Origin of the sequence: Oceanobacillus sp. FSL W7-1293, from assembly GCF_037969815.1 — a bacterium.
Taxonomy (GTDB): Bacteria; Bacillota; Bacilli; order Bacillales; family Amphibacillaceae; genus Oceanobacillus; species Oceanobacillus oncorhynchi.
Map to the genome: position 1 here is coordinate 1,185,303 of NZ_CP150212.1, position 14,570 is coordinate 1,199,872.

Genomic DNA, 14,570 nt, shown 5'->3' on the forward strand with positions numbered 1-14,570 from the left:
TAAAACGAAACTTCATGCAGCGGAGATTCTTCTTCTGCTGAATGGAACAGCGATTACTCGTCCCATCGAAAATCGCTGTGAGTGGATTGGTTCAGGGAGTTAGCGGCTGTGAACTTCCGCCTGAATAAATTTATTTTTACTTTTTATTTTGAAGCAGGAGTTTTACGGACGATTCTTCATGATAAATTAACAAAATATGAGGGGGGAAAGCAATGAAGTTGAAGTTCTCAATTTTTACTGTCTGGCTGCTTGCCATTTTCTTGGTACTGGCAGCATGTTCAGGTGATGGCGGACAAAATGGAGGAGAATCGGAAGAAGGCAGTGATCCGGATGCGGCAGAAGAAGCAGAAGCGGATACAGGAGATGCAGAAGGAGATCAGGTGTTGATATTTGCCCGGGGTGGAGATTCAGAAAGTCTTGACCCGGCAAGCACCACGGATGGAGAATCCTCACGTATTACCAAGCAAATTTACGAAAGCCTTTTGGAATTTGATAAGGAGTCCTTTGAGGTTCTGCCTGGACTAGCCCATGACTGGGAGGTTGCTGATGATGGGTTAAGCTATACTTTCTATTTGGAGGAAGGCGTAACCTTCCATGATGGAACAGAGTTTAACGCCGAGGCAGTTAAGGTCAATTTTGAACGCTGGGCAGATCCTGATCATGAGTATGCTTTTGCTGATGACGGCTATGTCTATTCCATGTACGGTACGATGTTTGGCGGATTTCTAGGTGATGAGAATCATGTTGTTGAAGAGATCAATGTAGTAAATGATCATGAAATTGAATTTGTGTTAAGCCAGCCTCTGGGATTCTTCCTGCAGAATATGGCGATGACTTATTTTCCGATTACTTCCCCGGCGGCACTGGAGGAATATGGTCCAGCCATTAACGAGAATCCTGTTGGGACAGGACCATTTGAATTTGTCAGCTGGGCAAAAGATGATTCCATTGTACTTGATAAATTTGATGATTATCGTATAGAGGGACTTCCAAAGCTCGATCGCGTTGTATTTGAAGTCATTCCAGATAATGCTGCCCGTTTGATTGCGCTGCGTTCTGGTGAAATCGACATTATGGATGGATTGAATCCAGATGATGCAGCAGGCGTGGAAGCAGATGAAGGGCTGGAGCTTTATGAGCGGGCTGAGAATAATATTGGCTATGTAGGGTTTAATGTACAAAAAGAGCCATTCGATAATAAAGATTTAAGACATGCAGTCAGTCATGCCATCGATAAAGAGGCTATTGCAGAGGCTTTATATGCTGGCTATGCGACTCCTGCGTCCGTTCCGCTACCGCCTAGCTATATGGGATATAACGATGAAGTGGAGAGCTTTGAGTACGATCCGGACAGGGCTAGGGAACTGTTGGAGGATGCCGGTTATGCAGATGGATTGGAAATCGAATTATGGACCATGCCTGTAGCTAGACCGTACATGCCCGATCCAGAGACCGTTTCGGAAATTATTCAAAATAACCTGGAGGAAGTAGGTATTACCGTTACAATTGTGAGAGAAGAGTGGGCTCCATATTTGGAAAAAACAATGAATGGAGAACATCAGATGTATATGCTGGGCTGGTCAGGAACAAATGGAGATCCGGATTACTTCCTTAGCAGCTTGTTGCATGGAGATAATGTCGGAAGCAGCAACCGGGAATTCTATGATAATGATGAAGTGGATGAATTTTTAAATCAAGCAAAATTATCCATTGACCAGGATGAACGGGCGTCCTTTTACCAGCAGGCACAGGAACTTATTGCTGATGACGCACCAATGGTTCCTTTAGTGCATTCCAGACCGGTGCTTGCTACAACGAATGCTGTAGAAAATTATGTGCCGCATCCATCGACAAGTGAATCGTTAGCAGAAGTAGAGCTAGCAAATTAATTAGCAGTAAATGAAGGAGACTCTTTTGCCAGTCAAAGCTCTGTCCTCTTCCTGCAATCAGCAGGCAGCAATCATAATGGTATTTCTGATGCATTGGAAAAGAGGCCAGATTTTTTTGGAGAGAGTCTCCTGTTTACATTTCACATACATAAAGAAGAATAGAGGTGAAATAATGGTTTCCTATATTATCCGACGATTATTAATGATGATTCCTGTGTTGATTGGAATGACATTAATCACCTTCTCCATTGTTCATTTGATTCCAGGAAATCCGGCTCAGGTGATACTCGGAGAAACCGCTAACCAAACAGCCATCACAAATTTGGAAGAGAGCATGGGACTGAATGAGCCTTATCTGACGCAATATGGAATATATGTCAAGGACCTGCTGCAGGGGGATTTGGGAACTTCTCTGCGCTCCAATGCGGAAATATCTACAGAAATCTGGCCGTATATCGCTGCTACGTTTGAATTAACTATTTTCGCCATGCTTTTTGCGATTTTTATAGGAGTCAATGCAGGCATTATCAGCGCTTGGAAGCAGAATTCCTGGTTTGATTTTCTTGCGATGCTTTTTGCTTTAATTGGCGTTTCCATACCTGTTTTTTGGCTTGCGCTGATGGAACAATGGATTTTTGCGCAGGAGCTTGGATGGTTTCCAGCCTATGGCAGACAGGACAACAGGGATCCGATTGCTCCTATAACTTATTTATATGTGCTTGATTCTTTCATCCATTTGGATTTTTCCAGAGCAGGGACGATATTGAAGCATTTAATTCTACCCAGTATCGCGCTTGGTACCATTCCGATGGCAATTATTGCCAGAATGACGAGGTCGAGCATGCTGGAGGTGATGAAGTCGGATTATATTCGTACAGTGCGTGCAAAAGGATCCGGACAATTTCTTGTCATATACAAGCATGCATTAAAGAATGCATTGATACCGGTGTTAACGGTTATTGGCTTACAGACAGGAGTTTTATTAGGCGGAGCTATTTTAACCGAAACGATTTTCAGCTGGCCCGGCATAGGGAGATATGTATTTGAAGCAATAAGCTATCGGGATTACCCGGTAATTCAATCTGGCATTTTAGTTGTTGCATTTATTTTCGTCCTCATTAACCTTGTTGTAGATATTCTATATAAAATCATTGATCCAAGGATTAATTATTAGGGGGAAGCTGTGATGAAATTGGATGAACGAAAGCCGGAAGAGGTCGAACAGCAAATAACCGCCCCCGTTAATAGAGGCGACCAGACGGATGTGGAGCAGATGGAAACTGTCTCGCCTTGGAGAGATGCATGGAGGCGCTTGAGAAAAAATCGTTTTGCAATGGCTGGTATGATCATTATTCTCTTTTTTCTTATACTTGCGCTTATTGCGCCGCTTCTTACGCCCTATTCGTATTATGAACAAAATCTGGCGAACCGGCTGCTCCCTCCTTCTGGTGAGCATTGGATGGGAACCGATGATTTGGGAAGAGATATACTTACCAGAATAGCTTATGGAGCAAGAGTTTCGTTGCAGGTTGGCTTTTTTGCTGTAATAGGTGCTCTGGTTTTTGGGACATTTCTTGGAATTATTGCCGGCTATTTCGGCCGTTGGGTGGATATGATTATCTCCAGAATATTTGATATTCTGCTGGCCTTCCCAAGTATTTTACTTGCAATTGCCATTGTTGCTATTCTTGGTGCTTCTTTGCAAAATGCATTGATTGCGATTGCCATTATTAATATACCGATATTCGGAAGGATTGTACGCTCTCGAGTGATTAGTTTACGGGCGGAGGAGTATATTATGGCTGCTAAGGCCCAGGGAATGAAGAATGGCAGAATTATTTTTCATCATATTTTACCGAATAGCATCACGCCGATTATTGTGCAGGCAACGCTTGGATTTGGAACTGCCATATTGGAAGCGGCAGCACTTGGTTTCCTCGGGCTCGGCGCCCAGCCTCCGACACCGGAATGGGGACAAATGCTTGCCAGTTCCAGAGAGTTTATTCAGCTGGCCCCATGGACGCTTATTATGCCAGGAGTTTCTATTATGCTTGTTGTTCTTGGTTTTAACTTGGTTGGGGATGGCTTGCGCGATGTCCTGGACCCTAAAATGAGGAATTGATGCTGCTGTTTGCTCGTGTTTGTTTAAGAGCGATGCTTGGTCATGTGTAAAGAAGAAGTATTTTATGACAGGCATTATGTTATCGTTTTTGCTATATATAAGCTGTCTTTGAGAAGAATGTTTATACGGAGAACCGTTCGTAAAACTCTCACTGAGTGAAATTTCTTTTTATAAAAAGTATAATAAAAGCCTTCCTCTGCTCTAGAAAATGTGACTTTCCTAGCAGAGGAGGGCTTTTATTTAAACTGAGCAGCTCTATTCAATGTTGATTCCGCCATTACTTGTACGTGCTTTAATCAGTGTTTCTCCATCACCGTACGTGACATCCCAATCCTTTGAATCGAATACACGAATTCTTCCGTTATTCGTCCGTAAATCGAAGGTGGCATTTTCAGGCTTCTGTTCAGAAATAACCGTGATTTTTCCATTACTAGTTTGCAGGTCCATTGGAGTATCGAAGCTTTCAGTATCGATATGGATAGCTGCGTTATTCGTTTTGGCTTTCATTTCCCCGGAAATATCTTGTGCTTCCACTTTTCCATTTGTAGTTTCCACATTCGTATTACCTTCGATAGAAGCAAGCTCAATTTTGCCATTGTTTGTATTTGCTGTTACCTCACCAATGATATTTTCTAACGTAATCTTCCCGTTGGAAGTGTTTAAACTGGTATCGCCCTGCACGTTTTGAAGTACTATCTTTCCATTAGATGACTGTATGTCAAGGAAGGCAGCTTCTATATTCTCTCCCTCAATTTTGCCATTGCTTGTATGAAGCTGTAACGCATCGATTTGTAAATCAGCAGCATTTATTTTGCTATTCGTAGTTTTCACTTCAATTTTTTCCATCATGTCATCAGGAACAAAAATATCTAATGCAGCATTTGAACGAAACATAAAATCGAAATCAAAGAAGGGAAAGGAGGTTTCTTTGATTTGAATCGTTAGCTTTTCTCCATTAACGGAGGTGCTGAGTTCTTGCGTTTCACTCTTTCTCCCTGTTGTCGTATATTCAGCGATTGGCTCTTCGACATGAGCCGGCTGGAGACGGATTTGTGTATTTTCTGCATCGACTTCAATCTCAGTAATTTCATCAGCATCGAAAGGGATAGATTCTGATTCTTCATTGAAAGCAGATTCCTTGTAAGAGGAAAAAGTGGCAGCCATCCCGATAATTCCAATAAGAAGCAGGATAACAGCTAAAATAATAATTCGTTTTACATTTATCATGAATGGCTTTCTCCTTTCACTAGGCGGACATTGAACCCGATATATTTAGAAAATAGACGGATAAAAGCATTTGTAATATAATTCGCAGCTATAAAAATGAATAATCCAGACCCGGCAAATGTAATGGAAGTAAATAGTTCAAATAAATAAAATGATTCTGGGTGGATAATCCATTGCACGCCCGCTATCAGCAATTGGGCAACAAAAGAAAAAGCTGTTACCCATGCAGCCAGAATAATTCCGGCAATACCCACAGAAGGACCAAGGACAATAATCAGATTGAAGAAAAAGAGTCCTATGATGATGCCTGTTCTCCGGAGGTGACTTTGTTCACTATGATTTACTTGCGCTTTTTCAAATTGCTGCGTGGATTGCAATTCATTCGCAATCTGCTGTGGAGAACCCAGAGAGCGAACTATTTCCTCATCCGTTTTTCCTTCTGCTCTTCCCATTTCAAAATGTTCTTCAAAGTCTTGAATGATTTCTTCTTGTTCTTGTGACGATAAATCTTGTAAATAAACCGTGAGTTCCTTTAAAAAGTCTAACTTATTCATTTCCTTCCTCCTTCATTAACGAATCAACGCCTCGTGTAAAATTCTCGTATGCTTCTTTAAGCTCCAGGAGATAACCTTTGCCTTCATCCGTTAAATGATAATATTTTCTGCTTGGTCCTTCTGTAGACTCTTTAAGATAGGTTGTACAGTACCCCTGTTTCAATATCCGGCGTAATACGGGATAAACCGATCCTTCTGATATTTCAATTTTATTCGTAATTCGTTTAATCAATTCATAGCCATAGAAATCTTGCTTATCAAGGAGCACTAGTACACAAAGTTCAAGAACCCCTTTTTTAAATTGTGCATTCAATAAAGTCACCTTCTTTATAGGTATGCTGATAAACACGAACCTTCATTCAGCAAGTGTTTTACGGACAATGCTCCGTGATAAAACCAACTATAGCATGTTGTTCAGTACTATTCAATAACAAGTAGTGATTTAATTATCTTATTATAGAAAGGAATTTGATGTGATAGATTTTTTATCGCAGTGTAACTGGCTTTAGGGCACTTCGTTTAAGGAAAAAGAATACCCCATTTTTAAACAGAAAACTATACAGCCGGTAATCGTCCTCTCCATTTCAAATAGAAACGGCCTTGATGGGGCGAGTAATCGCAGTCCCAACGGTCTTGATGGGACGAGTTACTGCGCTTTTGGTCTCAAATAAGGTATTTTCTGAAAAACTAGTATTAAAGAATAAAAGATTTTCAAATCTTCCTTTAACGAATGCCAAGTTTTCGTTAAAAGTTTGTAGAAGAACCAGGGGGGAGAAATTAATATCTATATATAGAAGAAAGCTGAAACAATGAATGGAGAGCAAGTGACTTCGCTGCGATGGGGAACAGAAGTTATCTATATTAATGAGAGAACAAGAGCTTATATTTAAAAGAATAGTTAGATTATAATTTTTGGGGGATTTCTTCTTGCAACAATGAAAAGGACATGCTATAGTATTAAAAGTCGATTGATTGCACGAGCGATTGAGAGATTGATTGAAAAGTATATTTAAAAAAGTAATTGCATCGATTTAAAAGATGTGTTATTATATAAAAGTTCGCTTATAAAGCGCCTGTAGCTCAATTGGATAGAGCGTTTGACTACGGATCAAGAGGTTAGGGGTTCGACTCCTCTCAGGCGCGCCATCGGGAAGTAGCTCAGCTTGGTAGAGCACTTGGTTTGGGACCAAGGGGTCGCAGGTTCGAATCCTGTCTTCCCGACCAGAAGCTTTTTAATTTTGACAAGCGGGTGTAGTTTAGTGGTAAAACCTCAGCCTTCCAAGCTGATGATGAGGGTTCGATTCCCTTCACCCGCTCCATAGAATTATGGGCCTGTAGCTCAGCTGGTTAGAGCGCACGCCTGATAAGCGTGAGGTCGGTGGTTCGAGTCCACTCAGGCCCACTCAACAACTTCTGTTAAAAAAAGTTGTTGACAATGTTTTTGAAACATGGTATATTCATTAGGTCGCTGTTTTTAGAAGTGACAAACAAATTGCTCTTTGAAAACTGAACAAAACAACCAGTACGAAAGAAGAAAAACACCTCGTTTTTCTTAAAAAATAAGTCAGAAGTTGACTTCTGAAAGCTAAAGTTTCAAACACTTTTATGGAGAGTTTGATCTTGGCTCAGGACGAACGCTGGCGGCGTGCCTAATACATGCAAGTCGAGCGCGGGAAGCGAACGGAACTCTTCGGAGGGAAGTTCGTGGAACGAGCGGCGGACGGGTGAGTAACACGTAGGCAACCTGCCTGTAAGACTGGGATAACTCGCGGAAACGCGAGCTAATACCGGATAACACTTTCTATCACCTGATGGAAAGTTGAAAGGCGGCTTTTGCTGTCACTTACAGATGGGCCTGCGGCGCATTAGCTAGTTGGTGAGGTAACGGCTCACCAAGGCGACGATGCGTAGCCGACCTGAGAGGGTGATCGGCCACACTGGGACTGAGACACGGCCCAGACTCCTACGGGAGGCAGCAGTAGGGAATCTTCCGCAATGGACGAAAGTCTGACGGAGCAACGCCGCGTGAGTGATGAAGGTTTTCGGATCGTAAAACTCTGTTGTCGGGGAAGAACAAGTATGATAGTAACTGATCGTACCTTGACGGTACCCGACCAGAAAGCCACGGCTAACTACGTGCCAGCAGCCGCGGTAATACGTAGGTGGCAAGCGTTGTCCGGAATTATTGGGCGTAAAGCGCTCGCAGGCGGTTCTTTAAGTCTGATGTGAAATCTTGCGGCTCAACCGCAAACGTGCATTGGAAACTGGAGGACTTGAGTGCAGAAGAGGAGAGTGGAATTCCACGTGTAGCGGTGAAATGCGTAGAGATGTGGAGGAACACCAGTGGCGAAGGCGACTCTCTGGTCTGTAACTGACGCTGAGGAGCGAAAGCGTGGGGAGCGAACAGGATTAGATACCCTGGTAGTCCACGCCGTAAACGATGAGTGCTAGGTGTTAGGGGGTTTCCGCCCCTTAGTGCTGAAGTTAACGCATTAAGCACTCCGCCTGGGGAGTACGGCCGCAAGGCTGAAACTCAAAAGAATTGACGGGGACCCGCACAAGCGGTGGAGCATGTGGTTTAATTCGAAGCAACGCGAAGAACCTTACCAGGTCTTGACATCCTTTGACCACTCTAGAGATAGAGTTTTCCCTTCGGGGACAAAGTGACAGGTGGTGCATGGTTGTCGTCAGCTCGTGTCGTGAGATGTTGGGTTAAGTCCCGCAACGAGCGCAACCCTTAATCTTAGTTGCCAGCATTCAGTTGGGCACTCTAAGGTGACTGCCGGTGACAAACCGGAGGAAGGTGGGGATGACGTCAAATCATCATGCCCCTTATGACCTGGGCTACACACGTGCTACAATGGACGGAACAAAGGGAAGCGAACCCGCGAGGTCCAGCAAATCCCATAAAACCGTTCTCAGTTCGGATTGCAGGCTGCAACTCGCCTGCATGAAGCCGGAATCGCTAGTAATCGCGGATCAGCATGCCGCGGTGAATACGTTCCCGGGTCTTGTACACACCGCCCGTCACACCACGAGAGTTCGTAACACCCGAAGTCGGTGAGGTAACCTTTTGGAGCCAGCCGCCGAAGGTGGGACGAATGATTGGGGTGAAGTCGTAACAAGGTAGCCGTATCGGAAGGTGCGGCTGGATCACCTCCTTTCTAAGGATTAAAAGGAACGTCGATTAAGTTCGCCACATCCTGTGGCAACATCGACATAACCCACATCGTGTGGGCCATCGTACGTGGTTGTTTGGTTCAGTTTTGAGAGAGCAATTCTCTCAAAGGAAGCTTGTACCTTGAAAACTAAATAAGAGTAACAACGACATCAAACTTTAAAAATAAGGCAAAAAAGCTATTGATATAGCGACACAACTGATTACATTCTGTAATCAGCCATCTTATTCAAAAACTTTAGTTAAGTGAATAAGGGCGCACGGTGGATGCCTTGGCACTAGGAGCCGATGAAGGACGGGACTAACACCGATATGCCTCGGGGAGTTGTAAGTAAACGTTATATCCGAGGATTTCCGAATGGGGGAACCCACTGTTCGTAATGGAACAGTACATCTATCTGAATACATAGGATAGGTGAGGCAGACCCGGGGAACTGAAACATCTCAGTACCTGGAGGAAGAGAAAGAAACATCGATTTCCTGAGTAGCGGCGAGCGAAACGGAAAGAGCCCAAACCAAGAAGCTTGCTTCTTGGGGTTGTAGGACATTCCATTGGAGTGACAAAGAAATTCTTTAGATGAATCGATCTGGAAAGGTCAGCCAAAGAGGGTAACAGCCCTGTAATCGAAAAAGAATTTCCTCCGGAGTGTATCCTGAGTACGGCGGAACACGTGGAATTCCGTCGGAATCCGGGAGGACCATCTCCCAAGGCTAAATACTCCCTAGTGACCGATAGTGAACCAGTACCGTGAGGGAAAGGTGAAAAGCACCCCGGGAGGGGAGTGAAATAGAACCTGAAACCGTGTGCCTACAAGTAGTCGAAGCCCGTTAATGGGTGACGGCGTACCTTTTGTAGAATGGACCGGCGAGTTACGATCGTATGCAAGGTTAAGTGGAAGACACGGAGCCGTAGCGAAAGCGAGTCTGAACAGGGCGAATGAGTATGCGGTCGTAGACCCGAAACTGTGTGATCTACCCATGTCCAGGGTGAAGGTCAGGTAACACTGACTGGAGGCCCGAACCCACGTATGTTGAAAAATGCGGGGATGAGGTGTGGGTAGCGGTGAAATTCCAATCGAACACAGAGATAGCTGGTTCTCTCCGAAATAGCTTTAGGGCTAGCCTCAAGATAGAGAGTACTGGAGGTAGAGCACTGATTGGACTAGGGGCCCCTACCGGGTTACCGAATTCAGTCAAACTCCGAATGCCAGTTACTTACACTTGGGAGTCAGACTATGGGTGATAAGGTTCATAGTCGAAAGGGAAACAGCCCAGACCGCCAGCTAAGGTCCCAAAGTATACGTTAAGTGGAAAAGGATGTGGCGTTGCACAGACAACCAGGATGTTGGCTTAGAAGCAGCCATCATTGAAAGAGTGCGTAATAGCTCACTGGTCGAGTGACGCTGCGCCGAAAATGTACCGGGGCTAAACGTATCACCGAAGCTGCGGATTGTTCTTACGAACAATGGTAGGAGAGCGTTCAAAGTGCTGCGAAGTCAGACCGTGAGGACTGGTGGAGCGCTTTGAAGTGAGAATGCCGGTATGAGTAGCGAAAAAAGAGTGAGAATCTCTTTCACCGAATGCCTAAGGTTTCCTGAGGAAGGCTCGTCCTCTCAGGGTTAGTCGGGACCTAAGCCGAGGCCGACAGGCGTAGGCGATGGACAACAGGTTGATATTCCTGTACCACCTCATGATTGTTTGAGCAATGGGGGGACGCAGGAGGATAAGGAGTGCGCACCGATGGATGTGCGTCCAAGCATGCGAGGAAGTCAGACAGGCAAATCCGTCTGACATGATTCTGAGCTGTGACGGGGAGGGAAATAGAGTACCGAAGTTCCTGATTTCACACTGCCAAGAAAAGCCTCTAGTTAGATCATAGGTGCCCGTACCGCAAACCGACACAGGTAGGCGAGGAGAGAATCCTAAGGTGAGCGGGAGAACTCTCGTTAAGGAACTCGGCAAAATGACCCCGTAACTTCGGGAGAAGGGGTGCTCACTTGTGAGTGAGCCGCAGTGAATAGGCCCAAGCGACTGTTTAGCAAAAACACAGGTCTCTGCGAAGCCGAAAGGCGAAGTATAGGGGCTGACACCTGCCCGGTGCTGGAAGGTTAAGGGGAAGAGTTAGCTCTTCGGAGCGAAGCTTTGAACCGAAGCCCCAGTAAACGGCGGCCGTAACTATAACGGTCCTAAGGTAGCGAAATTCCTTGTCGGGTAAGTTCCGACCCGCACGAAAGGTGCAACGACTTGGGCACTGTCTCAACGAGAGACCCGGTGAAATTATACTATGCGTGAAGATGCGCATTACCCGCGACAGGACGGAAAGACCCCGTGGAGCTTTACTGTAGCCTGATATGGAATGTTTGTGCAGTTTGTACAGGATAGGTGGGAGCCTTTGAAGCGTGAGCGCCAGCTTACGTGGAGGCATCCGTGGGATACCACCCTAACTGTATGACCATTCTAACCCAGGACCGTAATCCGGTTCGGAGACAGTGTCAGGCGGGCAGTTTGACTGGGGCGGTCGCCTCCTAAAAGGTAACGGAGGCGCCCAAAGGTTCCCTCAGAATGGTTGGAAATCATTCGAAGAGTGTAAAGGCAGAAGGGAGCTTGACTGCGAGACCTACAAGTCGAGCAGGGACGAAAGTCGGGCTTAGTGATCCGGTGGTTCCGCATGGAAGGGCCATCGCTCAACGGATAAAAGCTACCCCGGGGATAACAGGCTTATCTCCCCCAAGAGTTCACATCGACGGGGAGGTTTGGCACCTCGATGTCGGCTCATCGCATCCTGGGGCTGTAGTCGGTCCCAAGGGTTGGGCTGTTCGCCCATTAAAGCGGTACGCGAGCTGGGTTCAGAACGTCGTGAGACAGTTCGGTCCCTATCCGTCGTGGGCGTTGGAAGTTTGAGAGGAGCTGTCCTTAGTACGAGAGGACCGGGATGGACACACCGCTGGTGTACCAGTTGTTCCGCCAGGAGCATTGCTGGGTAGCTACGTGTGGTAAGGATAAGTGCTGAAAGCATCTAAGCATGAAGCCCCCCTCAAGATGAAACTTCCCATCACTTTAAGTGAGTAAAATCCCTCAGAGACGATGAGGTTGATAGGTCCGAGGTGGAAGCGTGGCGACACGTGCAGCTGACGGATACTAATCGATTGAGGACTTATCTAAGTTTTTTCATGTCACGTTACTCTTATTTAGTTTTCAGGGTGCAAATTCTTGAAAAAAAGTATTGCATTTTTATTCTAAAATGCATATAATATAACTTGTCCTTGTTTTTCAGGAAACATCTTCAAGTTACATATTTTATTGTCTGGTGGCGAGAGCGAAGAGGTCACACCTGTTCCCATGCCGAACACAGAAGTTAAGTTCTTCAGCGCCAATGGTAGTTGGGGGCTTCCCCCTGCGAGAGTAGGACGTTGCCAGGCATATTGAAAAAGAGTTAAGCATCATGCTTAGCTCTTTTTTTTTGGATAAGTAAACATGGATACACTAAAGGCAAGTTCAGTATATATCTGAGCTTGCCTGACTTTCTAAAGGTGTTGCAATTACTCGTATAATCGATATTTCGAAGTTTATCAAGTTTAAATATTTTTAATCCTAGTCCCTTTATTCCGTTGCTTTGGACAGTGCCGCCAATTTATTGACTGTTTTCCAATTACGAGTTGTAGACTGAATATCCAGTTTCTGAAGTTGATTTGCCAGTTTCGAGTTGCGGATACTATCAAAAAATAGAAGATACATTTCTTTGTTTTGAATATGAAATTTTTCCTTTTCATTTTGGAATTTTTGTAAACTTACTAAATTATCTTTCGACGGATTGCTTGGAAAAAAAGCTACATAGAGACTCTCTCCTATAGAATCTGCTTCAGCTTTTGTGATCTCTTCTGCAGAGAAGGGACAAGCTTTCATTATCTGTTCCCATTCTTCGGAGGTTCTCAAAATCACAGGAATGGAAAGTTGATAATCTTGCATTATTTTATATTCTATTTCCTCTTTAAGTATTTTTTTCTGTTTATTGGATTGAAATAAGATATTTCCGCTCTGTATATATGTTCGAACATTTTCTAAACCTATTGCTGTAAGAGATTCTCGCAATTCCGCCATCTTCATCTTATTTTTTCCGCCTGCATTAATACCTCGTAATAATGCAATATATCCTGTCATAGCCTGTCAACTCCTTTTATGTGAGTGTAGTCCAGTATTCTTTTTATTATTTTACTCTATTGACTGAAGCAATACAAAAAAGAAACCAATAATAAACTCCCTAGTTCTGTAAGTAGCTGCAGATAGGAAATTGTTTATTTTTTTGATATAATTATAATCAGCTTAAACATTAATATGTGAAGGAGGTGAGTAAGTATGTTATTGGAATTGTTTAATAATGCGTTGATAGATTCTTCCATCTTTTATATGTATTTTGGTGTTATTTTAATGACAATGGGAATTATGTATTTTGTTAATCTGCATCATAATAATCCAATTATCTATGAATACTCTTTTGGCAGTAAGCATCGCAATATTAAAATTAATATGAACCAAATGGGAAAGACCTTAATTATTAATGAACCCTTTCTGATTTGGCTCATCATCACATTTAAAAGAGTCGACCAAAAAGATGATAAAATGGATAATGTATCCTCTTATTTTAAAAATGAGTTTAAAATAAGAGGAGGAGAATTATGGAAAAACATGGCTTACTCACAGCCTTTAAGAAATATAGACTTTTCATTTTAGTACTATTGCTTGTCTTTGTACTTGCGGGGTGCGGAGGGAATAACGTACCTATTGACAGTTCATCAACAGGGTTTTTTGAGCATTATTTTGTATATCCCTTTTCTCTGTTGATAAAGCAGATTGCTTCTTTATTTCAGGGCAGTTATGGGATTGCTATTGTATTGATTACAATTATTATCCGATTTGTGTTAATGCCGTTCTTTATTCGCCAGTCAAAGAATAGTAAAGACTCGCAAAAGAAAATGGCAGTTATGAAGCCTGAGATGGACGAGATTCAAAAGAAATATAAAGGAAAGAGCAGTACAGAAGATCAGCTAAGTATGCAGAGAGAGCTTAGTGAAGTTTATAAAAAGCATGATTTTAACCCGGTAAAGATGGCTGTAGGATGTTTACCGCTAATCATTCAGATGCCTATTCTTCTGGGATTTTATTATGCTATTATGCGGACTCCGGAAATAGCTGAGCACTCCTTTCTATGGTTTAGTTTAGGAGAAACAGATATTTTATTTGTTGTTTTTGCTGTACTTATTTATTATCTTCAAGCAAGAGTGAGTCTGATTGGTATGGATGAAGCTCAGCGAAAGCAAATGGCAGTTATGAGCTTTATATCTCCGATTATGATTGGAGTGGTCTCCTTAAATGCACCTGCAGCGCTACCTTTGTACTGGGCTGTCGGCGGAATGTTTATGGTTGTACAGACACTGATTATAAAAAAATATGTGCATTAATAAGAGAGACTGGTAAAAGAATATAAAAAATATCAATTTCTTTTCCGTACTGGAGTCAGGTCGATAACATGCTCTGAAAAACGCTTATTTTGTCTAATCTAATAGACGAAATAAGCGTTTTATTAATGTCTATTAATCTTTCAG

General features: G+C 43.4%; 9 protein-coding genes, 4 tRNA genes and 3 rRNA genes. 12 read left to right on the forward strand and 4 right to left on the reverse strand.

What is annotated here, in order from left to right:
* Positions 1-212: 212 nt before the first annotated feature.
* The 3 genes from MKY65_RS05915 to nikC all read left to right on the forward strand — a co-directional run bounded on the left by MKY65_RS05915 (position 213) and on the right by nikC (position 4,011).
* Positions 213-1,889, forward strand: a complete 1,677-nt coding sequence (locus MKY65_RS05915; protein ID WP_339183190.1) for an ABC transporter substrate-binding protein — start codon at positions 213-215, stop codon at positions 1,887-1,889.
* Between the two features lie 172 nt (positions 1,890-2,061).
* On the forward strand, positions 2,062-3,063 hold the full coding sequence (locus MKY65_RS05920; protein ID WP_339183192.1) for an ABC transporter permease: 1,002 nt from the start codon (positions 2,062-2,064) through the stop codon (positions 3,061-3,063).
* A 99-nt stretch (positions 3,064-3,162) separates the two neighbouring features.
* Positions 3,163-4,011 carry a nickel transporter permease gene (gene nikC, locus MKY65_RS05925; protein WP_339185134.1) on the forward strand — a complete coding sequence of 283 codons (849 nt, stop codon included), beginning with the start codon at positions 3,163-3,165 and terminating at the stop codon, positions 4,009-4,011.
* A gap of 255 nt (positions 4,012-4,266) precedes the next feature.
* Here nikC and MKY65_RS05930 read toward each other — a convergent pair whose 3' ends face one another.
* From MKY65_RS05930 to MKY65_RS05940, 3 genes are read right to left on the reverse strand one after another with little or no spacing between them, the layout of a single operon-like run.
* The gene (locus MKY65_RS05930) at positions 4,267-5,238 is read right to left on the reverse strand and encodes a DUF4097 family beta strand repeat-containing protein (protein WP_339183193.1); all 972 of its coding nucleotides are present in this window, start codon (positions 5,236-5,238) and stop codon (positions 4,267-4,269) included.
* Complete coding sequence (locus tag MKY65_RS05935) at positions 5,235-5,792, reverse strand: DUF1700 domain-containing protein (RefSeq protein WP_339183195.1); 558 nt, start codon at positions 5,790-5,792, stop codon at positions 5,235-5,237. The genes MKY65_RS05930 and MKY65_RS05935 overlap by 4 nt, the downstream gene beginning before the upstream one ends.
* Complete coding sequence (locus MKY65_RS05940; protein WP_339183197.1) at positions 5,785-6,105, reverse strand: PadR family transcriptional regulator; 321 nt, start codon at positions 6,103-6,105, stop codon at positions 5,785-5,787. The genes MKY65_RS05935 and MKY65_RS05940 overlap by 8 nt, the downstream gene beginning before the upstream one ends.
* Before the next feature lie 756 nt (positions 6,106-6,861).
* Between MKY65_RS05940 and MKY65_RS05945 the strand changes: the two genes are divergently transcribed.
* The 7 genes from MKY65_RS05945 to rrf all read left to right on the forward strand — a co-directional run bounded on the left by MKY65_RS05945 (position 6,862) and on the right by rrf (position 12,389).
* A tRNA-Arg gene (locus tag MKY65_RS05945) sits at positions 6,862-6,938 on the forward strand.
* A gap of 1 nt (position 6,939) precedes the next feature.
* Positions 6,940-7,016 (forward strand) — tRNA-Pro (locus MKY65_RS05950).
* A 21-nt stretch (positions 7,017-7,037) separates the two neighbouring features.
* Positions 7,038-7,111 (forward strand) — tRNA-Gly (locus tag MKY65_RS05955).
* 9 nt (positions 7,112-7,120) lie between these two features.
* Positions 7,121-7,194, forward strand: a tRNA-Ile gene (locus MKY65_RS05960).
* Positions 7,195-7,394: 200 nt separating this feature from the next.
* Positions 7,395-8,956 (forward strand): 16S ribosomal RNA (locus tag MKY65_RS05965).
* 254 nt (positions 8,957-9,210) lie between these two features.
* A 23S ribosomal RNA gene (locus tag MKY65_RS05970) occupies positions 9,211-12,132 on the forward strand.
* 141 nt (positions 12,133-12,273) lie between these two features.
* Positions 12,274-12,389 (forward strand): 5S ribosomal RNA (gene rrf, locus MKY65_RS05975).
* The 16S, 23S and 5S rRNA genes sit together here with 4 tRNA genes alongside, the layout of an rRNA operon.
* 181 nt (positions 12,390-12,570) lie before the next feature.
* Here rrf and MKY65_RS05980 read toward each other — a convergent pair.
* Positions 12,571-13,128: a DUF1697 domain-containing protein gene (locus MKY65_RS05980; RefSeq protein WP_339183200.1), complete on the reverse strand. Its 558-nt coding sequence runs from the start codon at positions 13,126-13,128 to the stop codon at positions 12,571-12,573.
* A 195-nt stretch (positions 13,129-13,323) separates the two neighbouring features.
* On the opposite strand from MKY65_RS05980, the gene MKY65_RS05985 reads away from it, so the two are divergent.
* Together MKY65_RS05985 and yidC are read left to right on the forward strand one after the other, a co-directional pair.
* Positions 13,324-13,698 carry a hypothetical protein gene (locus tag MKY65_RS05985; protein ID WP_339183202.1) on the forward strand — a complete coding sequence of 125 codons (375 nt, stop codon included), beginning with the start codon at positions 13,324-13,326 and terminating at the stop codon, positions 13,696-13,698.
* Positions 13,644-14,426, forward strand: coding sequence for a membrane protein insertase YidC (yidC, locus tag MKY65_RS05990; protein WP_339183203.1), 783 nt, complete (start codon positions 13,644-13,646; stop codon positions 14,424-14,426). The genes MKY65_RS05985 and yidC overlap by 55 nt, the downstream gene beginning before the upstream one ends.
* Positions 14,427-14,570: the final 144 nt, after the last annotated feature.